This window comes from Leifsonia sp. 22587 (assembly GCF_052044215.1).
GTDB lineage: Bacteria > Actinomycetota > Actinomycetes > Actinomycetales > Microbacteriaceae > Leifsonia > Leifsonia shinshuensis_C.
The window spans coordinates 444,837-465,747 of sequence record NZ_JBQENB010000002.1 but is presented as its reverse complement, the minus strand read 5'-3'; the positions used below and the strand labels follow the sequence as shown (position 1 = coordinate 465,747).

The following is a 20,911-nucleotide window of genomic DNA, read 5'->3' as shown; positions in this document are numbered from 1 at the left end:
CGAAGGGGCGGTCAGGCGACCGAGCGCAGGGCGGCGGCGGGGCGGAGGCGGGAGGCACGCCAGCCGCCGATCGCGCCGGCGAGCAGGCCGCCGAGCACGGCGAGGGCGACCGCTCCGACGATGACCCAGAGGGTCACGGGTGCGTGGAGGGCGATGTTCGCGGAGGTGGTGGCCGCCTCGCGCGCCGCTCCGAAGGCGCCGCCGAAGCCGCGTTCCGCTGCTCCGCCCGTCCCGGTCCCGCCCGTCCCGGCCCCGCCCGCGCCGCCGAATCCGGTGCGCGCCGCGTTCGTGGTGCCGCGGGCGACGCTGCCGGTGAGGGTGGGCGAGATGACGTTGACGATGAGCACGCCGAGGAGGCCGATGGCCACGCCGATCACCCCGCCGATGACGCCCTGCACCACGGACTCGCCGGCCACCTGGCCGACGATGCGGCCGTTGGACCACCCGATCGCCTTCAGCGTGCCGAACTCGCGGGTGCGCCGGGTGACGCCCGAGATGGTGAACAGGATGGCGATCAGGAACGCCGCCGCGAGCACGATGACGGAGAGCCAGGTTCCGAGGTTCGCGATGAGCTCCCCGGCGCTGCCGAGCGAGCCGGAGACCGTGGACGCGAGGTCGGCCTGGGTGCTCACGGTCGCGCCGGAGACCGCCTTGCTGATGTCGGTCTTGATCTGGTCGATGTCGCCCGAGGATGCCGCCTTCACGTAGACGGACGAGATCTTGCCGGTCTGCCCGGAGAGGGTCTGGGCGACATCCAGCGGGATGTAGGCGTTGGCCGCGGTGGTGGCGTCGGAGCCCGTGGCCGCGACGATCCCGATCACGGAGAAGTCCGTCCCGCCGATCGTGACGGTGTCGCCGACGGCTTTGCTCGCCGTCTTGGCGTAGCTCGCGTCGAGCACCACCACATCCTTGCCCGCGTCGGCCGCGGTGAAGCTGCGCCCGCCGGTCAGCGTGACCGAGGCGAGCGGTCCGACGGACTTGCCGGCCGGGTCCAGCCCGAGCACGGAGAACGAGTCGACGGTGAACGAGCTGCCGCCGGCGCCGTCCGAGCCTCCCGTGGGCGGCGCGGTGGGGGCGGCCGCCTGGCCGCTCTCCCGCTCCTGCCGCAGCTGCTGGAAGTTCGGCAGCGTGCCGCTGAAGCTCGTGTTCGTCAGCGACAGCACCGACGCCGCGGACGCCACGTTCTTGACGCCCTTCACCGTGGTCAGGGTGGATGCGTCCATGACGGTCGCGCCGCGCGTCGTCTGCAGCCGCGAGGTGTTGACCTGCCGGGCCGTGCCCGTGTCGGTCCCCGCCTGCGCGCCGAAGTCGAATCGCGGTCCGCCGCCCTGGCCCTGCTCGGCGGTGGCGTTCTGCGTGGTGGCCGGCTGGCTGACCGTGATGTCCGTGCCGACGCCGTAGACGGACTGCAGCACGCTCTCCTGCGCCTGCCGGACGCCGGCAGACACGGCGTTGACGATGATGACCAGGGCGATCGCGAGGGCCATCCCGATCGCGATGATGATCGTCTGTTTGCGGCGGTTGAGCAGCTCGCGCCGCAGGTAGGTCCCGAACATTGGCTTCCAAACTGTGCTGTCGGATGAACTTCTTGCGGGAGGTTAAGGACCGGCGTTTTCGGCGCGCTATGGCGAAGCTATGCATCCGCCGAGTGCCGATCTTCCTGTGCGATGTCACATCCTCCGGCGCTCCTGTGTCCTATGGCTGAAGGCACATGAGAAGGAGGAATCCCATGCAGCAGCAGGCCCAGGTCGTGGTTATCGGAGGCGGGTACGCGGGTGTCGCCGCGGCCAACCGGCTCAGCGGGCACCCCGGCGTGTCCGTGACCCTGGTGAACTCACGACCGGTGTTCGTCGAGCGCATCCGGCTCCACCAGCTGGCGGCGGGCACCGACGACGCCCTCGTGGACTTCGGAAAGGTTCTGGCGCCTTCGGTCCGCCTCGTCGTCGACGTCGTCGAGCGCATCGACGCACCGGCCCGGCGGCTGGAGCTCGCCTCCGGGGACCGGCTCGGCTACGACCACCTCGTCTACGCCGCGGGCAGTGTCCGTGCGCCGGCCGGCGTTCCGGGCGCCGCCGAGCACGCTCTCCCGATCGCGCAGCTCGGCGACGCGGACCGGCTGCGGGAGGAGCTCGCCGCGCTCGCCCCCACGGCCCCCATCGCCGTCGTGGGCGGCGGTCCGCTCGGCATCGAGGTCGCCTCGGAGCTCGCCGAGCAGGGCCGCTCCGTCACGCTGTACTGCGGCGGACCCCTCGGACCGTCGCTGCACCCGCGGGGCCGGCGATCGGTCGCCCGGCGCCTGGACGCACTGGGCGTCGCCGTCGTGAACGGCCCCGCGTCGCGGGTGGCGGCGGTCGAGCGGGATGCGGTCGTCCTGGCGGACGGCAGCACACGCTCCAGCGCGCTCACCATCTGGGCTGCCGGTTTCGTGGCACCCGACCTCGCCCGGCTCAGCGGGCTCACCACCGATGCCGCCGGCCGCCTCCTCATCGACGAGACGCTGACCAGCGTCGACGACGACCGCATCGTCGCGGCGGGCGACTCCGCCGCACCGTCCGGGCTCCCGCTGCGGATGAGCTGCCAGGCCGCCGAACCGCTCGGCGGCCACGCGGCCGACACGGTGCTCCGCCGGGTCGACGGGCGGCAGCCCGAGCCGTTCGTGATGGCGTTCGTCGGACTCTGCATCAGCCTCGGCCGCCGTCACGGGATCTTCCAGTTCGAGCACAGGAACGACACGGCGACCCGGGCGCACATCGGCGGGCGCGCCGGCGCGGCGGTCAAGGAGCTGGTGTGCCGCGGAACCGTGCAGCAGCTCGTCCTCGAGGCACGGCATCCGGGAGCGACCCGGCTCCCCGCCGCCTTCGGCGATCGGGAGCGCCGCCGTATGCTCGCTGTGGACGCGTCGGACGCCGTCGGCGCAGGCGCGGATCGCGGACGGGAGGGTGCATGAGCTCGCATCGGTCGGACACGGCGACATCGCTGTTCGTGGCGCACCGGAACCTCCTCTTCACGGTCGCGTACGAGATGCTCGGCTCGGCGGCGGACGCGGAGGACGTGCTGCAGGAGACCTGGCTCCGGTGGAGCGCCGTCGACCAGGCGGAGGTGCGGGAGCCCCGGGCCTATCTCGTGCGGATCGCGACGCGGCTCGCACTGAACCGCCTGCGGAGCGCCCAGCGGCGACGCGAGGCGTACGTGGGTCCGTGGCTGCCGGAACCGCTGCTCACGTCGCCCGATGTCGCGGACGACGCCGAGCTCGCGGAGAGCGTCTCGATGGCGCTCATGGTGGTGCTGGAGACGCTCGGCCCGACCGAGCGCGCGGTGTTCGTGATGCGCGAGATCTTCGGCTTCGAGTTCGACGAGATCGCGGCGACGGTGGAGAAGTCGCCCGCGACCGTCCGGCAGATCGCCCACCGTGCGCGGCAGCACGTGGAGGCGCGACGCCCGCGCGTCAGCGTCACGGCGGATGAGGCGCGGGCGGCGCTGGACGCCTTCCGCGTCGCCGTCGAGACCGGCGATGTGCAGGCGATCCTCGACGTGCTCGCCCCCGACGTGGTGCTGATCAGCGACGGCGGCGGCCTCAAGCAGGCCGCGCTCCGGCCGGTCATCGGCGCCGACAAGGTGACGCGCTTCATCGCCGGCGGGATCCGCAAGGCTCCGGACTTCGCGATCGAGCCGGCGGTCGTCAACGGCAACCCGGCTCTGGCCCTCCACGTGTCGGGCGAGTTCGACGGGGTGCTGACGGCGCGGGTCCAGGACGGGCGGATCATCGAGCTCTACATCGTCCGCAACCCGCAGAAGCTCTCGTGGCTGGGGGAGGAGCTGCCGCTGTCCCTTCGCTGAGCTCCGGCCGGGGCGCGCTCAGACAGTTCATAGGTTGTGCAAAGACTGCATCCATCGCCCTCCTCATAATGAGAAAGGTGACCATGAACACTCGCGCCGCCTCCGGCCCCTCCAGCCAGTCCCGTAGCCTGCTGCGCCGTGCGGACGGCAGCGCCATCCGGGTCCTCGTCGTCGACGACGAGCCGACCCTCACCGATCTGCTCGCCATGGCCCTCCACTACGAGGACTGGGAGGTGAAGACCGCCTCCACCGGACAGCAGGCGCTTCAGCTCTCGCGCGAATTCAAGCCGGACGTCGTGGTCCTCGACATCATGCTCCCCGACATCGACGGGATGCAGGTGCTCTCCCGGATGCGCGCGGACGGCAACGAGGCGCCGGTGCTCTTCCTCACCGCGAAGGACTCCCTCGACGACCGGATCGCCGGTCTCACCGCGGGCGGGGACGACTACGTCACCAAGCCGTTCAGCCTGGAGGAGCTGGTCGCCCGCCTGCGCGGGCTGCTGCGCCGCTCCCGGGCCGCGGTCGCCGACCACGAGGACCCGGTGCTGATCGTCGGCGACCTGGTGCTCGACGAGGACAGCTACGAGGTGCACCGCGACGGTCAGCTCATCCAGCTCACCGCCACCGAGTTCGAGCTGCTCCGTTTCCTCATGCGCAACCCGCGCCGCGTGCTCAGCAAGGCGCAGATCCTCGACCGGGTCTGGAGCTACGACTTCGGCGGTTCGTCGAGCGTGGTGGAGCTCTACATCTCCTACCTCCGCAAGAAGATCGACGCGGGACGTGCCCCGATGATCCACACGGTCCGCGGCGCCGGCTACATGGTGAAGGCCGCGCAATGACCTCAGCCCGCGTCGCGGGCGCCCCGCGGGTCGCGGAACCGCACGGCGGCGCGACCCGCCGTTCTCCGCGCATCCGACCGTTCCGCTCGTGGACGCTGCGGAGCCGGGTCGTGCTCGTCGTCGTGGCGATGCTCGCCGTGCTCGGCACCGTGATCGGGACGGTCAGCGTCTTCGCGCTGCAGAACTACCTGATGCAGCGATTGGATGGGCAGCTCACCTCCGCGCTCGAGCGCGGACAGCACGCCGCCGACCGAATCAACGCGGGCGGTCCCACCGTGCCCGAGGCCGCCGGCGTCGTGCAGACGCCCGGACAGCCGACGGGAACGCTCGGGGCGGTGCGGAGTGCGGAGGGCGGCCTGCTGTTCCCGCCCGTCATCCTGGCAGACCGGCCGACCTCTCAGACGAACCAGCCGCTCGCTCCCAAGCCGGTCACCATCGACGGCCTCGCGCTGCTCAGCGTCCCCGCCGACCAGCATCCGCGGACGGTCGACCTCGGCGAGACCCTCGGCTCGTATCGCGTGGCCGCGGCGCAGCTGTCCAACGGCGACAGCGTGATCATCGGTCTCCCGCTCAGCGATGTGAACGCGACGGTCGCGCGGCTCGCCCTGGTGATCGCGCTGGTCACGCTGGCCGGACTCGTGTTCGCGTTCCTCATCGCCAACTTCGTGGTCCGGCTCGCCATGCGCCCGCTGGAGCGGGTCGCGGGCACGGCCGAGCAGGTCGCGTCGCTGCCGCTCGATCGCGGCGACGTCGCGCTCTCCGTCCGCGTGCCCGACGCCGACACCGACCAGCACACCGAAGTTGGAAAGGTCGGCTTCGCCCTCAACCGGATGCTCGGCCACATCGCCTCGGCGCTGACCGCGCGGCAGGCCAGCGAGCAGAAGGTGCGCCAGTTCGTCGCCGACGCGAGCCACGAGCTGCGCACGCCCCTCGCCTCGATCCGCGGATACGCGGAACTGACCAGGCGCGCTCCGCACGAACTCCCGCCCGATGTGACGCGATCGCTCGGCCGCATCGAGTCCGAGGCCACGCGCATGACCTCGCTCGTGGAGGACCTGCTCCTGCTCGCCCGGCTCGACGAGGGCCGCGAGCTCGACCGCGACCCGGTGGATGTGACCCTGCTGCTGGTGGATGCGCTGAGCGACGCGCACGCCGCCGGGCCCGACCACGAGTGGGTCCTCGATCTGCCCGAGGAGCCGGTCGAGGTGATCGGCGACGGGCCCCGGCTGCATCAGGTGCTGATGAACCTGCTGGCGAACGCGCGGGTCCACACCCCGGAGGGCACGACTGTGACGGCCGGCCTCCGCGCCGACACCGAAGCGGGAACCGCCGTCATCACGGTCGCCGATGACGGACCGGGCATCCCGGAAGCCCTGCAGACGACGCTCTTCGAGCGCTTCGCCCGCGGGGACGGCTCCCGCAACCGTGCCACCGGCTCGACGGGTCTGGGTCTGGCGATCGTGCAGGCCGTCGTTCAGGCGCACGGGGGAGAGGTGACCGTCGCGAGCGAACCGGGCCGTACCGTGTTCACCGTCACGCTGCCGCTCGCTCCGGTGCCCGTGGGCTGAGCCGATTTGCGTGCGGGGCCGGCCATCCCGTACTCTTGTCGGAGCCAAAGACCGCTGGTCGTCGTGCGTGCACGACCGAAGATCCACTCAGGTGGGCGCCCGCGCAGGTGTGTGAAGCAAGTTCCGCAGTCCTCTGCGTCGCCAGCTCCGTGCCCTTGCGCCGGAGCTTTTTTCTTTGCCCAGCGGCCTCTGGCGGGCACATCGCTCCCGCGATGTGCGACGAAGATGATTGAGGAGTAGGCCATGGCGAACAAGGAAGCCACGGTTGCCGAGCTCGAAGGACTGTTCGAGAGCTCGACCGCCGTTCTGCTGACCGAGTACCGCGGTCTCACTGTTGCTCAGCTCAAGACGCTGCGCAAGTCCATCAGTGAGCACGCGACCTACGCCGTGGTGAAGAACACGCTGACCAAGATCGCGGCCAACAACGCGGGCATTTCGTCGTTCGACGACGAGCTCGCGGGGCCGTCCGCGATCGCCTTCGTGCACGGTGACCCTGTCGCCGTCGCGAAGTCGCTGCGTGACTTCGCCAAGGCAAACCCTCTGCTGGTGGTCAAGGGCGGTTACTTCGACGGTAACGCCCTGACCGCAGAAGAGGTAGGCAAGCTCGCCGACCTCGAGTCCCGTGAGGTTCTGCTGGCCAAGCTGGCCGGCGCCTTCAAGGCCTCGCTGTTCGGAGCCGCATATCTGTTCAACGCACCGCTCTCGAAGGCCGTTCGCACGGTCGACGCGCTGCGTGAGAAGCAGGAGTCCGCTGCCTGAGTCCGCAAGGACCAGGCCAGCGGTGAGTAACCACACACACTAAGGAGAGAACAATGGCAAAGCTGTCGACTGACGAGCTGCTCGACGCGTTCAAGGAGCTCACGCTCATCGAGCTGAGCGAGTTCGTGAAGAAGTTCGAGGAGACCTTCGAGGTCACCGCCGCCGCCCCCGTCGCCGTGGCCGCCCCGGCCGCCGGTGGTGCGGGCGCCGCTGCCGAAGAGGTCGAGGAGAAGGACTCCTTCGACGTCGTCCTCGAGGCTGCCGGTGACAAGAAGATCCAGGTCATCAAGGAGGTGCGCGCCCTCACCAGCCTCGGCCTCGGTGAGGCGAAGGCCCTCGTCGACGGCGCACCGAGCACCGTGCTCGAGGGCGCCAACAAGGAGACCGCCGACAAGGCGAAGGCCCAGCTCGAAGAGGCTGGCGCCACCGTCACCCTCAAGTAATCAGCGCCCCATCGGGGCTCTTCTTACTGACGGCTGACCGTCGCTGCGTGACGCGGACTCCTCCTTTATAGAGAGTGTCCGCGTTGCGGAGGGCGTCGCCCCCGTAACGGGGCGACGCCCTCCGTGCGTTAAGCGGCGCACGGACGCGGATGCTCACCCATCCCCGCGTCCGATCGCGCCCGCCAGCGTGCATCGGTGTGCAAGGACGCACTACCGGAAGAAGAACCACGATGAATACCAGTTCGTGGCGTGCATACGCCTCGCGCCTGCGTGACTTCGGTCACGCGATGCTCCACGGTGAGGACCGCGACAGCGGTTGTCACCCGCCGGATCTGTGCCGCAGGACCCTGCTCTACGACAGGTACCTGCGGTAACACCTCTCTGAAGCGCCCTCGGCCACCGGCCGGGGGCGCTTCGTCGTCAATGACCCGCCAGGAAGCCCCGATCTGTCCGGCTGATCCTGCAGTCTCGGCGGTAGGCACGATGTGACTGTTAGGCGATCGCGAGTGTGCTGTTATAAGAATGCGGTCAGCTTCGGGGCATAGCGGCCACCCCAAACGGCTTGCGCTGTCGAATCCGTTACGGTCTTCCGGTGCGAGCCTTCTCGCCGAACAAGCAAGGGAAATGGAGTCGTCACACATGAATCGTCTCGGTAGAAAACCTGTCGGACATGGCGCACCGCAACACGTGGCTTGCACTATTGCGAGTTGGATGAATTCGGATGAGGAAACGGCGCCGACCACTCAGGCACTCTGAATTCCATATTAGGAGACTCTTGATCCACCATGATCTGGCATGTGAGTCGACTTTCAGGACGAAGGTCTTCACCGATGCCGAGGATCACATCAATTTCTGCCTCCGGAGTGCGAGGTAGGGAGTTTGGGTTTGACGTGGACGCGTGCAAGTGGCAGGTGCCACACGTCGCGAACCCTCCACAGCGGCCGAGAATGCCGGGAACGTTGGCGTCCCGAGCGAAAGCCATCACACTGTCCGACCGGTCGACGCTAACGACTACGCTTTCGTCGCCGGTTAGCCAGAACGTCAGTGTCGGTAGTAACCGAGAAGTACCATCAGGACTCCGCAACTGCTGCTCCTTCTTTTTTCGATGCGACGTAAGAGCCGACGATCAGCAGGCCGCCAATTGCCCCACCCACGACGACTGCAGCGGGTGCCCCGATCACCGACCCCATCACTCCAGCGCGAAAATTACCGAGCTGGGGGCCGGCCATCGCTACCATGCTCTGAATGCTTCCGACTCGACCCAGCGCGAAATCGGGCGCGCTCTTCTGGACGACCAGTTGCTGGATAGTCACCGACCAGGCGTCGAGTAGGCCCGTTGCAAGCAGGACGATCAAAGATGTGACGAGACCTGTGCTCGTTCCGAGGCAGACCACTGTCAAGCACCAAGCCGTAGCGAGTAAGACCACCGATCTCACCGGATGGCGCAGCCGCCCGATAAAACCGGAGAATAGAGTTCCTGCCAGTCCACCAATGCTCAGCGCCGCCAGTAGAGCGCCATAGGTCGCAGCGTTCCCGTGTAGAACTTCACCGTTCAGCGCCGGAAGCAGCGCCACCGGGAGGGCAAATACGGTCGCGAACAGGTCCGACAGCAACACTGTTCGGATGTCCGTTATGCGCCAGGTAACCTGTAGGCCTTTGCCGATTGCGGCCATGCCGATTCTCTCCTGGGACGCCGGGTCGATGTCAGGGAGGCTCAGAACAGACAAAAGGTAAGGCACGAGTGCTACCACGTGGAAAGCGATGACGATTCCTATTGGGCTTCGCGCCAGCAACAGGCCTCCGAGTATCGGGCCGATGATCTGACCGAGGTTCATGCTCACCATGTAGAGGCTCATCGCCGCCGGGATTGAGGACGCCTTCAGCAGATGCCTTATGTAGGGACGGCGTGTCGGAGAGGTCACGGCGCCGAACGCCGACTGGGCGAATACGAGGGCATAGAGCATTGCCAACGAGAAGTCACCCAAGCTGGTGATCACGAGCAGAAGCACACCCACAGCGATTTGCCCGCCCACGCCGATCATACCCAGCATGCGAGGCCGCCGCGTATCGGTCAGCACCCCGCCGACGAGCCCGAAGACAACAGTTGGTATTCCGATCGCCAACCCAAGGCCGCCCACCGCGAGCGGTGATTGCGTCTCCTCGTAGACGGTCCATGCTATTGCCATCTGCATCATCTGCGCAGACACGCCGACGAGCATTCCCGCCGACCACAACCTGGCGAAAGGCACGGACTCCCGAAGTGGTCGAGCGCTGATCAGGTATCTCATCCCGCAAGCGTAGGAGCGCGTGGATTGCAAGTGATCCGGTGTGAGGCGAAGCTGGACGGCTTCGGACCGCAAACGTCCGCCGGGAATCAGGCCGAGGGCGTGGTCAATTCCCTGGTAAAACCGCAAAACCCTTCGCCTTGGCGGCAAATGACAACATGTCATTCGTCAGGTATTCCACCATGACCAATAGCGGACATCAGTGTTTGCGGGCCGGTTGCCACTCATGGAAACCTTGCTCCGCACGACAATCCAGCCGCAAGAGAGGAGAAGCCAATGACCTACGACCACATCTGCTGACTCGACGCCGAGGGTGCGTCGCCCGACAGTCGCCGCACCCTCGGTTTTCCCATCCGTTCGAGAGCTGGAGAGCTTTGTGAATCCGCATTTCGCGCCATTGTCCCCTGAATACCTGCGTGACCCGTGGGCCGTTTTCCGAAGGTTGCGAGACGACGACCCATGCCATTGGAGTGCGGAGGCTAAGTCATGGGTCGTATCGCGATACGACGACTGCAAATGGGTTCTCCGAGAGAGTGACCTTTTCGCGCGCGATCCTTCTCGCGTCGGAATGAATGTGGACTCTGCGAGAAGCAGTATCCAGACAGAGGACCCGCCGTCGCAGCTCATTCTGAGGCGTCGCATGATGAAGGCTCTCCACGCGCAGGACATGTCGGCCGTCGCAGAATCAGCATTTCGCGAACTCACCGGGCGCATCGACTCGACGCCGTCTGGGACCACGTTCGATCTGATCGATGCGGCGCTCGCGCCGGCAGCAATGCGACTCGTCACGGAGGCGCTCGGCGTAGCTGGCTTCGATCCTTCTTACTACCTAAGAATCTCGGAACGACTGACGAAGGCGATGGATTCGGGAATTGACCCTGCTCGCCTCGGGCCGGGCATGGCCGCAGGTGCGGAACTTCGCGGTGCAGTCCGTGAGTGGTTCGGTACTCCCAGCCGCATGGGCATGATGAGCACACTTGCCGACGATGTGGTTCTACAGGCGGAGTTGGCGCGTAAAGGCGAGGGCTACCTCAGAAACACCGTCGGGGGCATCTTCAATGCGGCATTCGGTACGTCGCTTGCAGTCGCTGCTGCACTTGTCGAGCTGACTCTTGCGAGGCCTGGTGCGGTCGAAGCGGCAGCCGCGGCCCCCGATCCAGTCGTTGCCGCTAACGAACTGCTTCGCTACCTCAGCCCAGCGCAGGGAACTTCTCGAATAGCAGTGGAGGACGTTGAAGTCGCAGGCGCTTCGGTGCGGCGCGGAGACTCCATCATCACGCTCATCGCATCGGCAAATCGTGACGAGCGCCATTTCCGGAACCCCGACGAGCTGGAGTTCGATCGATCTCCCAATGCACACCTCGCCTTCGCGTGGGGCCCGCATGTTTGCCTCGGGGCCCAGTTGGCGACTCACTGGGTCGTTCGGCTCGTGCGTGACCACGAGTTTTGGCTTGACCGTCTATTGGTTGATGAGATCGTGCCTTTAGATTCCGCAACGTTGCGCTCGAACACAATGATTTCGGTTAGGAAGAAGTAATTGGTCAGCACATACAACGAATGGGATCCGCTCGAGGAAGTCATCGTCGGATCCGCGAAGAACTACGTCTCGCACGACCGTGAACTTTCGTTCGACGTCTTCTTCCATGAGAATCTGTTCCGCTCCGACTGGGCATACCCTCGTCTCCAGCAAGCAACTGGAAAGCCCATCGACCAACGTGCTTGGCAAATTGCGTCCCGCTACACCGAAGAACTTGCGGAAGACGTGGAGCAGCTAGCACAGACGATCTCGTCCTTCGGTGTAAGAGTCCACAGGCCGATTGAATTGCCCGCAGATCCGGAACCGATCGCTGGTTTTGGGTGGCAAGCGCCGCCTATTCCAGCGCTCAATCTACGAGACAACACCTTGATTGTCGGTAGCGAGATAATCGAGACTCCGCCCGCGATTCGTAGCCGTTATCTAGAGACGCGTCTACTCGCCAAGCTCTACGCAGAGTTCTTCGAGGAGGGTGCGACGTGGACCACAATGCCTCGCCCGGTCCTTACCGACATGTCATTCGACCTTTCGTATGCGCGCGACACTGAAACCAGTCTCGGGGGCCCGACCGAAGTGATAGAAGAACCCCACGCTGGGCCGTACGACGTGGGCGTTGAGATGATCCTCGATGGCGCTCAGGCGCTTCGGCTGGGTAGGGACATCATTGTCAACGTCGCCAATGAGAACCATCGCAAGGGGTATGAGTGGCTGAGACGCCATTTAGAACCGAAGCATCGCGTGCACATGGTTTACCGCATGAGCGACAACCACATCGACAGTATGATTCTCGCTCTCAGACCGGGGGTTTTCCTGGCGCGTCACGATGGCATCCGGGATCTCATGCCTGAACGCTTCAAAAACTGGAAATATATCGTTCCTCCGCCCCCAGACGCGGCGAGCTTTCCCTGCTATGACGACGGAGATCTCGTGCTGACAAGTCCTTACATCGACCTCAATGTTCTGTCGCTTAGCCCAGATCATGTTCTCGTGAACCAAGATTGCATCGGCCTTATTAGGACGCTCGAGGGCGAAGGCTTCGGAGTGACTCCCGTCCAGCATCGTCATCGCCGGCTCTTCGGAGGCGGGTTCCACTGCTTCACTCTCGACACCGTTCGTCGCGGTGGCTTGGTGGACTACACAGAGTGAGTTACTCGTGAAGCTACTAGTACTGAACGACGAAGACCGTTGGATGATGCGAAAGCGCGATATCCGGGCATGGTCGTTTCACGGTCTGTGGTTTGCGCAAGCCGGAGATTTCGTGGTCAGCGTTGACGAGATTCCGCAGGAATTCGTGCGACACGTCGCGAGAATCAAGCGGTTCAACCCGGCTTCCTTGCAACTGTTTGTTTTGCCCGAGGGCGAATATGGGCGATTGGAGTTCGACGGACGTGTTCTCACGGACCCCGAGCTCGTGTCCTCGATCTGCGCTCGTCCAGGATTTTCGCACCTCGATCGGATCGAAGCCCTGTGGCCAACTCCAAGCGTCGGCCATCTTGCGTCGGCTCTCGGGCTGTCGGATCTTCTTCCGGGGTGCAACTTCATCAGTTCATGCGGATACGAGTTAGTGAACAGCAAGGCGGCGTTCCGCGCTATCGCGAGTGCGGCCGGCGTGGGCCTACCCGCCGGCTACGTGGCTCGAAGCATGGGCGAGGCGATTGACTACACCCTTCGGTTGTTCGCAGAGCATCCCGCAATCGTGGCGAAGCGAGATCATGGCGGGGCCGGTGGTGGGAATCACCTGCTGTACTCGCCGTCGTGGACCGGCGATGCGACCGTTTCAGGCGCCGCACGAGCAACTGGACTGCGCGACCGGTCTCATTGTGCTGTCGCAGAGTTCTGGCAGGAGCAGTGGGAATGGATGTCGAACTCGGGATCCGCGCCAGTCGTCATCGAGGCGCACATCTCGGGGTGGGACACGTTCTACGCCGAATTCACCATCGGCGCGACAGAGGTCTCCTCCCCGGAGGTGGGTCAAATGGTGTTCAGCGACCGAAGGCTTGCGCTAGAGCTGCACCCAAGCGAGCCGCCGAGGGGTGGTGGTGTCCAGCTTCGCGAAGGAGGGAAGATCCTGGCAACGAGGTATCAAGCGATCGGCTACCGTGGACGGTTCAGCGCGGATGCCATTGTGTCGCCCGACGGCCGAGTTCTTTTCACGGAAGCGAATTCGCGGTACACGGGGTCCACGCACCTATACGAAGTTATGCCACGGCTACCTGCGTCGAAAGCCACCAGCAGGAGTCGCGTGGTGATGCAGGGGCAGACGGCATGTGCCAGTCTGTCCGACACTCTGTCGAGATGGGAAGATCAGGGGATTTCTTACTCGCATTCGAGCGGCACGGGGGCTGTAGCCCTTACGCCACAGTTCGGATTGGATGGCCCGATCATCTTCAACGTGATTGGTGCGACACGAGCTGATGCCGAATCCCTCCTGAACGCTGTCGTCGCTTGCTAGGGCAGATGGAGAAAGAGGATGTGGGCACATGACAACAGAGCTCGTTCGAGTTGCGACGCTACTGAGAAGCTTCGCGCTCAACCAGATCATCGCCAGCGCCGCGCGAGTCGACCTCTTTGGCAAGGTGCAGGGCGGGTGCTCCTCGTTCGAAGGCTTAGCTGAGGAGACCGGATTACCCGAACGATCTGTGCGAATGCTCGCAGCTGTGCTTGGTGAACTCGATCTGCTCGCTGTGGAAGGCGAATCAGTCAACCCAACGGCGAGTACATCCTTGTTGGGCAAGGACGAGGGAAGGCTGTACGGTCAGGCCCTCCTGTGCGCAGACGAGTACTACAAAGCCTGGGCGAGCCTTGACCAGACCTTACGAACGGGGCGCTCTGCGTTTGAAGCGATCTATGGCAAAGACTTCTGGTCGTATCTAGACCAGGACGCAGAAGCGTTGGAGAACTTTTCGCGAACAATGAGCGCGGGCGCCAGCCAAGCTGCTGACCGCATCATCGACGCTTATCCCTTCGACGACCACACCATAGTCGTCGACATCGGGGCTGGGGACGGAACTTTCGTCGAGCGACTGTTGGAGCGAGCGAGCCGTCTATCGGTGGTGGCACTGGACCTTCCGCAGCAGGCCGCACTGGCTGAGAAGCGACTGGCTTCGTGGTGCGTCGCGGGCCGGGCGCATGTGCATGCCGCCGACATTTTCGCTGACGCTGCACCGTTGGGAGATCTTTACCTGCTGAAGGGCGTCCTTCACAATTGGCGCGATGAAGAGGCCATACGCCTGCTGGAGCGTGTGAGAACGGCGGCCCCTCAAGCTCGCGTCCTGGTTGCCGAAAGGGTGGTGGAAGGCGACACGGCGCTTACGATGCGCACGGCGATGAACAGCTTGACCATGTCGCTACTGCATGGGGCAAGTGAGCGTTCGGACGCACAATACCTCACCCTTCTAAAGCACGCCGGCTACCGCGCACGGAGGTACGGTGTGACCGAGGATGGGATCGCGTTGTTCATCGGGGATAATTCGGACGCAGAATCGTCGATGGTTCTCGAAGTCTGAGATGCCTGGCCGCGCCCGGGGTTGGGCTTTGCGGGCGTCGACCATATCCGGATCCCGGGTGCCGTCGGGCGCGCGTACCGGGCGGGCGACAACCTCGCGGGTGCCGCGGCGACGCGCGGCCGCCTCGGCTGGTCCGATTTCGTCCGGGAGCTTGTGGACGCTCCGAACGGCGGCAGTCTCACGCCCTACGATGATTCGCGTGACCGAGCCCGCTGATGTGACGGAGACGCGAGTCGCGTACGACACCGTCGCCGAGGACTACGCCGAGCTGCTGCGCGATCAGTTGGCGGGTAGTCCGTTCGACCGGGCGATGCTCGGGGTGTTCGCGGAGGAGGTCCGGGCGCTCGGCGGCGGCCTCGTCGGGGACCTGGGCTGCGGTCCCGGACGGATCGCCGGGCACCTCGCCGGGCTCGGGCTGGAGGTCGTGGGGGTCGACCTCTCGCCGGCGATGGTCGCGGTCGCGCGGCGGGAGCATCCCGGTCTGCGCTTCGAGGTCGGGTCGATGGGGGCGCTGCCGTTCGCGGACGGATCCCTCGCGGGGGCGCTGGCCTGGTACTCCGTCATCCACACCCCCGAGGAGCGACAGCCGGAGCTCTACGGCGAGCTCGCCCGGGCGGTGCGGCCGGGCGGGCTGCTGCTGCTCGCGTTCCAGGTGGGGGAGGACGTCGTGCACCTGACGCACGCGTACGGTCACGACATCGACCTGCGCACCCGCCGGCAGGACCCGGAGCGGGTGCGGCAGCGGCTGCAGGATGCGGGGTTCGAGACGGTCGCGGAGCTGGTCCGCGAGCCCGTCGCGCCGGAGAAGTCGCCGCAGGGGTACGTGCTCGCCCGCCGCATCCGCTAGCCCGTGCTCTGGCGGCGGCCGCCGCTTGATAAACATAGGCAAGCTATATATAATTGTTCTCATGCCCGAGACCCCCGAACTCCACCAGATCCTCGGCGACCTCGTGGTCGCCGCGCACCGTCTCACCCGGCTCGCCGCCCGCGTCACCGGCAGCACCGAGTCGCCCGCCACCTGGCGCACGCTCAGCGTCCTCCAGACCAGCGGCCCCATGCGCCTCGGTGAGCTCGCCACGCAGAGCCGGGTCTCGCAGCCGACGATGACCAAGATCGTCCGCAACCTCGTCGACGCGGAGTGGGTCAAGCGCATCGCCGACACCGACGACGCGCGCGCCTGGCAGATCGCCGTGACCGACAAGGGGGCGCAGGCGCTGCAGGAGTGGCGCGACGAGCTGTCCGCCGCCCTCGTGCCGATGTTCTCCGACCTCAGCGACGACGAGCTCGCGGCCATGCGGTCCACCGTGCAGATCATCGGGTCGCGCGTCGACCTCTCGAACGCCGCCTCGGCCGCCCTGGCCGGCAGCCGCTGACCGGCACGAGCCTTCTTCCACCACCACACGACCCCAAGGAGTCGACACACCTCCATGTCGCATGAACGCCCCACCAGCATCCTGAAACAGCCCACCGCCGTCTGGGCCGTGGCCTTCGCCTCCGTCATCGCCTTCATGGGCATCGGTCTCGTCGACCCGATCCTGCCGGCGATCGCGAAGAGCCTGCAGGCGACGCCGACCGAGACGGAGATGCTCTTCACGAGCTACCTGCTGATCACGGGCATCGCGATGTTCTTCAGCAGCTGGATCTCCAGCCGCATCGGCGCCAAGAAGACGCTGCTGATCGGCCTGGCGCTGATCGTGGTCTTCGCGCTCGCCGCCGGGCTCTCGCAGAACGTCGAGTCGATCATCGGGTTCCGCGCCGGATGGGGCCTCGGCAACGCGCTCTTCATCTCCACCGCGCTCGCGACCATCGTCGGCGCCGCCTCCGGCGGAACCAGCTCGGCGATCATCCTCTACGAGGCGGCCCTGGGACTGGGCATCGCGATCGGCCCTCTGCTCGGCGGCCTGCTCGGCAGCTGGAGCTGGCGCGGTCCGTTCTTCGGAACGGCCACGCTGATGGCGATCGGCTTCATCGCCATCGTCTCGCTGCTCAAGAAGAACACCGAGAAGCCGGAGCCGACCCGCCTGTCCGCGCCGTTCCGTGCGCTCGGACGACCTGCGCTCGGGTTCCTCGCCGCGGCCGCCCTGTTCTACAACATCGGCTTCTTCGTGCTGTTGGCCTACACGCCGTTCGCGCTCGTGCCGCTGGGCGTCGAGGACGCCATCTCGCTCGGCCTGATCTTCTTCGGCTGGGGCGTCGCCCTCGCGATCACCTCCGTGTGGGTCGCACCGCTGCTCACCGCGCGCCTCCCGCGCACGCGGGTGCTGTGGCTGGTGATGCCGCTGCTCGCGCTCGACCTGCTCGCCGCCGGCCTGTTCGTGCGGTCGCTCGTCGCGCTGATCGTCTGCGTCGTCGTCGGCGGCCTGCTGCTCGGCATCCTGAACACGGTGCTCACCGAGTGCGTGATGGAGGCCACGGACCTGCCGCGGTCGGTCGCGTCGAGCGCGTACTCGGGCGTCCGCTTCCTCGGTGGGGCCATCGCGCCGCCCGCGGCGACCCTGCTCGCCGACACCGTGAGCCCGGCCATGCCGTTCTATGCCGGAGGGATCTCGGTGCTCGTCGCCGCCGCGCTGATCATGATCGGCCACAAGCACCTGAAGCGTGTGGATGCGCCCCACGAGTCGGTGCAGCAGGAGGCGGAGGTCCTCGCCCTCGCCGACGCCGACTGACGACGCCGACTGACGACGCCTGCTGGCCGGGAACGATCCCACAGAAACGCGAAGAGCCGCCCTGACCTAGCCAGGGCGGCTCTTCCCGTCATCCGGGCCCCGAAAGCCCGACGGGCGACCCCATTGATCGGTCGTGCCTACCCGAAAGGCGCGCTCGACTGGATGATCGCGCTTCCATTGTCTCAGACGGCAGCGCGACCGGTCGCCATCAGCGCGGCGGTGCGGTCGACGAACGGACCACCAGGCTCACCGGGGAGCGCACCGACGTCGCCCGCGGCTCCGCGCCCGCCAGCTCGTCGAGCAGGATGCGCGCGGCCGTCGCGCCCTGCTCGAACGGATCCTGCGCCATCGTGGTGAGGCCGAAGCCCGCCGCGTAGTCGTGGTCGTCGATCCCGATCACGGACAGGTCCTCCGGCACACGCAGGCCGCGGTCGCCGGCGGCGAGGATGGCGCCGAACGCCATCTCGTCGGAGCCCGCGAACACGGCGGTCGGCCGCGGGCCGGGCTGGTCCAGCAGCCGGTTCATCGCCGCGCGGCTCTCCGGCAGCGAGAACCCGCCCGGGATGACCCACTCCGGCCGCACCGGCAGGCCCGCGTCGCGCATCGCATCCTTGAAGCCGTGCAGGCGCCCGATCGGCACCTGACTGTTGAGGCCCTCCTCGTCCTCGCCGCCGAGATGCGCGATGTCGGTGTGACCGAGGGTGACCAGGTGCGAGGTGGCGGTGTACGCGGTCGACGTCTCGTCGATGCCGACGCTGCGCAGTCCCTTCACCGGGCCGCCGACCACGATGGTGGGGTGACCGAGCGTCGAGAGCTGCTCGCGCTCCTCGGTGGTGAAGTCGAGGCACAGCGCGAGGAGCGCGTCCGTGCGCTTGCGTAGGATGCTGCGGTGGAAGACCCGCTCCCGGTCGCCGCGGTGGCCGCCGAGGTTGAACAGGATCATGTCGTAGCTCGCCGACCGGAGCTCCGCATCCACCCCCTCCAGCACCTGCGTGTAGAACCACCGGCTCACCGAGGGGACCACCACGCCCATCGCGAGCGTGCGCCCGCTGGCGAGCCCGGACGCGCTCGACGACGCGACGTAGCCGAGCTCGTCCGCGGCGCGGCGGACGGCCGCGCGGGTCTTGTCCGACACGTTCGGCAGGCCGCGCAGCGCGCGGGAGACGGTGGCCGTCGAGACCCCGGTCGCGCGCGCGACCTCCTCGATACCCGGCATCGGCGTGCTCCGCTCAGCTGTCCTGCGTCTCGCGCAGCCGCGCCTCCTCGGCCTCCTGCCGCCGCGCCAGGATGCGACGGCGCAACTGCAGGAGGCCGATGAAGGCCAGCACGAGAACCAGCAGGGTCAGCGCCCACCCGAGCGCCGGCTCGCCGGTCAGCTCGCAGAAGACGGTGATCCCCAGGAACGCGACGGCGAAGAACCCGACGAAGCCGAGACCGACGTCGACCAGTTCCCGGGAGTCGCTGAACCGCATGAGATCAGCCCTTCACGCCACCGGCGGTCAGGCCCGCGACGATCCGGCGCTGGAAGATCAGCACCAGGATGATCAGCGGGACCGTGACGATCGTGCCGGCCGCCATGACGGCGGTGTACGGCTCCTGGTGCGGCTGGCTGCCGGTGAAGGAGGCGATGGCCACGGTGACGGGCTGGGTCGCGTCGCTGGAGAGCTGGCTGGAGATCAGGAACTCGTTCCACGACGAGATGAACGCCAGGATCGCCGTGGTGAACACGGCGGGGGCCGCCAGCGGCAGGATCACCTTGCGGAAGGCCTGCGCCTGCGTGCAGCCGTCGATCCGGGCGGCCTCCTCGAGGTCCCACGGCATCTCCCGGAAGAACGAGTTCAGCGTGTACACCGTCAGCGGCAGTGCGAACGAGATCTCCGGGATGATCAGCGCCTGGTAGGTGCCCATCCAGCCGATGTTGGTGAACAGCTGGAACAGCGGCGTGATCAGCGCGACGCCCGGGAACATCGAGGCAGCCAGGATGATACCGAGCACGACGCCCTTGAACTTGAAGTCCAGGCGGGCCAGCGCGTAGGAGGCGAAGATGCCGACCACCAGCGAGATGGCCGTGACGCAGACGCCGATGAACAGCGAGTTCAGCAGCGCGCCCGGCAGGTTGTTGCCGAGCTTCGTCGAGAGGGCCGTCACGTAGTTGTCGAGCGTCACGTGGGTGAACCACGGGGTGTTGTCGCTCGTGTAGCCGACCTCGCGGAACGAGGTCACGACCATCCAATAGAACGGCAGCAGGCACCAGATGACGATGACGATGGCCTGGATGCCCGTGCGGGCGCTCGCATTGCGGCGGCGTCGCTTCGAGCGGTTCTTGGTCTGGGTACGGGGGAGCGCGCCCGCCTCGGCGGTCGCTGCTGCCTGTCCGGCGACGGCGGTCATCACTTCGCCCCCTTCTGCTGAGTCTCCTGCGTTCGGACCACGTTCGTGCCGAGCAATCGGACGAAGATGAAGGCGACCAGGAAGATGATGATGAACGTGATGGTCGAGAGCGCCGCTGCGCTGTTGAAGCCCTGCCTGATCTGGTCCACGACCAGGATCGACAAGGTCGTGGTGGCATGGCCTGTTCCACCACCGCCTCCGGTCAGGATCTGCGGCAGGTCGTAGATGCGGAGCGCGTCGAGCACGCGGAACAGGATGGCGACCATCAGCGCGGGCTTCAGCAGCGGGAGCGTCACGCGCCAGAACCGCTGCAGGGTGCCGGCGCCGTCGACCTTCGCCGCCTCGTAGACGTCCTCGGGGATCACCTGCAGGCCGGCGAGGATGAGCAGCGCCATGAACGGCGTCGTCTTCCAGGTGTCGGCGATGATGACCGCGAACCGGGACGCCCACTCGTCGCTGGTCCAGAGGATGTGCGCGCCGATGACGGCGTTGGCGACACCCGCGACCGAGAAGATGAAGAACCACAGCTTGGCGGTGACGGCGGTCGGGATGGCCCACGGGATGAGGATCGCCGCGCGGACGAAGCCGCGGCCGCGGAACGCGCGGTTCATGATCAGCGCGAACCAGAGGCCCAGCAGGGTCTCGAGGACGACGGTCGTCACCGTGAAGAAGAACGTGACGAAGACGGCGCTCCAGAAGCTGGAGCCCAGGTTGCCGGGCGGGCAGCTGATGGTGGTGCCGTTCGGGCCCATGCACTGCTGGAACAGCCAGTGCGCGTAGTTCTGGAAGCCCGCGAAACCGCCCTGCACGAACAGGCCGGTCGCCGGGTCGAGGCCGGCGTCCTTCTGGAAGGACATGACGATGGCGCTGACCACCGGGTAGCCGATGACGATGGCGAGGAGGACCAGCGTGGGGATGATGAGGTAGAACGCCCAGCGGCTCTGCTGTTGGCGGTTCTTCTTCACACCGGCGCGGACCGGCGGTGTTCCGTTGCGACCGGCCTTCGCGGATGAGGGGGCGACGACGTTCGACGTTGACATGTGTGCCTCCGGAGGAGTCTCAAGTAGGTGTGGGGCCGGGCGG

General features: G+C 66.6%; 19 protein-coding genes. 13 read left to right on the top strand and 6 right to left on the bottom strand.

Translation table 11 applies throughout. From position 1 onward, the window contains the following. Positions 1 to 11 precede the first annotated feature (11 nt). Complete coding sequence (locus tag ACTJI1_RS10135; RefSeq protein WP_440742520.1) at positions 12 to 1,556, bottom strand: ABC transporter permease; 1,545 nt, start codon at positions 1,554 to 1,556, stop codon at positions 12 to 14. Positions 1,557 to 1,729: 173 nt separating this feature from the next. Between ACTJI1_RS10135 and ACTJI1_RS10130 the strand changes: the two genes are divergently transcribed. From ACTJI1_RS10130 to rplL, 6 genes are all read left to right on the top strand, one after another. Then, positions 1,730 to 2,947 (top strand): NAD(P)/FAD-dependent oxidoreductase, encoded by a 1,218-nt coding sequence (locus tag ACTJI1_RS10130; RefSeq protein ID WP_440742519.1) that lies wholly within the window; start codon positions 1,730 to 1,732, stop codon positions 2,945 to 2,947. Beyond that, positions 2,944 to 3,837, top strand: a complete 894-nt coding sequence (locus ACTJI1_RS10125; protein WP_440742518.1) for an RNA polymerase sigma-70 factor — start codon at positions 2,944 to 2,946, stop codon at positions 3,835 to 3,837. The genes ACTJI1_RS10130 and ACTJI1_RS10125 overlap by 4 nt, the downstream gene beginning before the upstream one ends. An 83-nt stretch (positions 3,838 to 3,920) precedes the next feature. Then, positions 3,921 to 4,676 carry a response regulator transcription factor gene (locus tag ACTJI1_RS10120; RefSeq protein ID WP_440742839.1) on the top strand — a complete coding sequence of 252 codons (756 nt, stop codon included), beginning with the start codon at positions 3,921 to 3,923 and terminating at the stop codon, positions 4,674 to 4,676. Further along, positions 4,673 to 6,244 (top strand): sensor histidine kinase, encoded by a 1,572-nt coding sequence (locus ACTJI1_RS10115; RefSeq protein WP_440742517.1) that lies wholly within the window; start codon positions 4,673 to 4,675, stop codon positions 6,242 to 6,244. The genes ACTJI1_RS10120 and ACTJI1_RS10115 overlap by 4 nt, the downstream gene beginning before the upstream one ends. A gap of 243 nt (positions 6,245 to 6,487) precedes the next feature. Further along, positions 6,488 to 7,003: a 50S ribosomal protein L10 gene (rplJ, locus tag ACTJI1_RS10110; protein ID WP_310134259.1), complete on the top strand. Its 516-nt coding sequence runs from the start codon at positions 6,488 to 6,490 to the stop codon at positions 7,001 to 7,003. A gap of 53 nt (positions 7,004 to 7,056) precedes the next feature. Continuing rightward, positions 7,057 to 7,446 carry a 50S ribosomal protein L7/L12 gene (rplL, locus tag ACTJI1_RS10105; RefSeq protein ID WP_064110997.1) on the top strand — a complete coding sequence of 130 codons (390 nt, stop codon included), beginning with the start codon at positions 7,057 to 7,059 and terminating at the stop codon, positions 7,444 to 7,446. Between the two features lie 1,070 nt (positions 7,447 to 8,516). Here rplL and ACTJI1_RS10100 read toward each other — a convergent pair. Next, positions 8,517 to 9,734 (bottom strand): MFS transporter, encoded by a 1,218-nt coding sequence (locus ACTJI1_RS10100; protein WP_440742516.1) that lies wholly within the window; start codon positions 9,732 to 9,734, stop codon positions 8,517 to 8,519. A 637-nt stretch (positions 9,735 to 10,371) separates the two neighbouring features. Here ACTJI1_RS10100 and ACTJI1_RS10095 point away from each other — a divergent pair. The 7 genes from ACTJI1_RS10095 (at position 10,372) to ACTJI1_RS10065 (ending at position 17,437) form a co-directional block, all read left to right on the top strand. Then, positions 10,372 to 11,268, top strand: a complete 897-nt coding sequence (locus ACTJI1_RS10095; protein ID WP_440742515.1) for a cytochrome P450 — start codon at positions 10,372 to 10,374, stop codon at positions 11,266 to 11,268. After that, a complete protein-coding gene (locus tag ACTJI1_RS10090) occupies positions 11,269 to 12,411 on the top strand; it encodes a hypothetical protein (protein WP_440742514.1) in 1,143 nt (380 codons plus the stop codon). Positions 12,412 to 12,418: 7 nt separating this feature from the next. Further along, positions 12,419 to 13,717, top strand: a complete 1,299-nt coding sequence (locus ACTJI1_RS10085) for a hypothetical protein (protein ID WP_440742513.1) — start codon at positions 12,419 to 12,421, stop codon at positions 13,715 to 13,717. 28 nt (positions 13,718 to 13,745) lie between these two features. After that, on the top strand, positions 13,746 to 14,771 hold the full coding sequence (locus tag ACTJI1_RS10080; RefSeq protein ID WP_440742512.1) for a methyltransferase: 1,026 nt from the start codon (positions 13,746 to 13,748) through the stop codon (positions 14,769 to 14,771). A gap of 199 nt (positions 14,772 to 14,970) precedes the next feature. Then, the gene (locus ACTJI1_RS10075) at positions 14,971 to 15,618 is read left to right on the top strand and encodes a methyltransferase domain-containing protein (protein WP_440742511.1); all 648 of its coding nucleotides are present in this window, start codon (positions 14,971 to 14,973) and stop codon (positions 15,616 to 15,618) included. Between the two features lie 61 nt (positions 15,619 to 15,679). Further along, the gene (locus tag ACTJI1_RS10070) at positions 15,680 to 16,144 is read left to right on the top strand and encodes a MarR family winged helix-turn-helix transcriptional regulator (RefSeq protein ID WP_310134267.1); all 465 of its coding nucleotides are present in this window, start codon (positions 15,680 to 15,682) and stop codon (positions 16,142 to 16,144) included. 54 nt (positions 16,145 to 16,198) lie between these two features. After that, positions 16,199 to 17,437 carry an MFS transporter gene (locus ACTJI1_RS10065; RefSeq protein WP_440742510.1) on the top strand — a complete coding sequence of 413 codons (1,239 nt, stop codon included), beginning with the start codon at positions 16,199 to 16,201 and terminating at the stop codon, positions 17,435 to 17,437. 208 nt (positions 17,438 to 17,645) lie between these two features. Here ACTJI1_RS10065 and ACTJI1_RS10060 read toward each other — a convergent pair whose 3' ends face one another. The 4 genes from ACTJI1_RS10060 to ACTJI1_RS10045 are packed head-to-tail and all read right to left on the bottom strand — an operon-like array spanning position 17,646 to position 20,868. After that, positions 17,646 to 18,653 carry a LacI family DNA-binding transcriptional regulator gene (locus ACTJI1_RS10060; protein ID WP_440742509.1) on the bottom strand — a complete coding sequence of 336 codons (1,008 nt, stop codon included), beginning with the start codon at positions 18,651 to 18,653 and terminating at the stop codon, positions 17,646 to 17,648. A 13-nt stretch (positions 18,654 to 18,666) separates the two neighbouring features. Further along, the gene (locus tag ACTJI1_RS10055) at positions 18,667 to 18,909 is read right to left on the bottom strand and encodes a hypothetical protein (RefSeq protein ID WP_310134275.1); all 243 of its coding nucleotides are present in this window, start codon (positions 18,907 to 18,909) and stop codon (positions 18,667 to 18,669) included. A gap of 4 nt (positions 18,910 to 18,913) precedes the next feature. Further along, positions 18,914 to 19,828, bottom strand: a complete 915-nt coding sequence (locus ACTJI1_RS10050; protein ID WP_310134277.1) for a carbohydrate ABC transporter permease — start codon at positions 19,826 to 19,828, stop codon at positions 18,914 to 18,916. Further along, the gene (locus ACTJI1_RS10045; RefSeq protein WP_440742508.1) at positions 19,828 to 20,868 is read right to left on the bottom strand and encodes a carbohydrate ABC transporter permease; all 1,041 of its coding nucleotides are present in this window, start codon (positions 20,866 to 20,868) and stop codon (positions 19,828 to 19,830) included. The genes ACTJI1_RS10050 and ACTJI1_RS10045 overlap by 1 nt, the downstream gene beginning before the upstream one ends. Between the last annotated feature and the right edge of the window lie 43 nt (positions 20,869 to 20,911).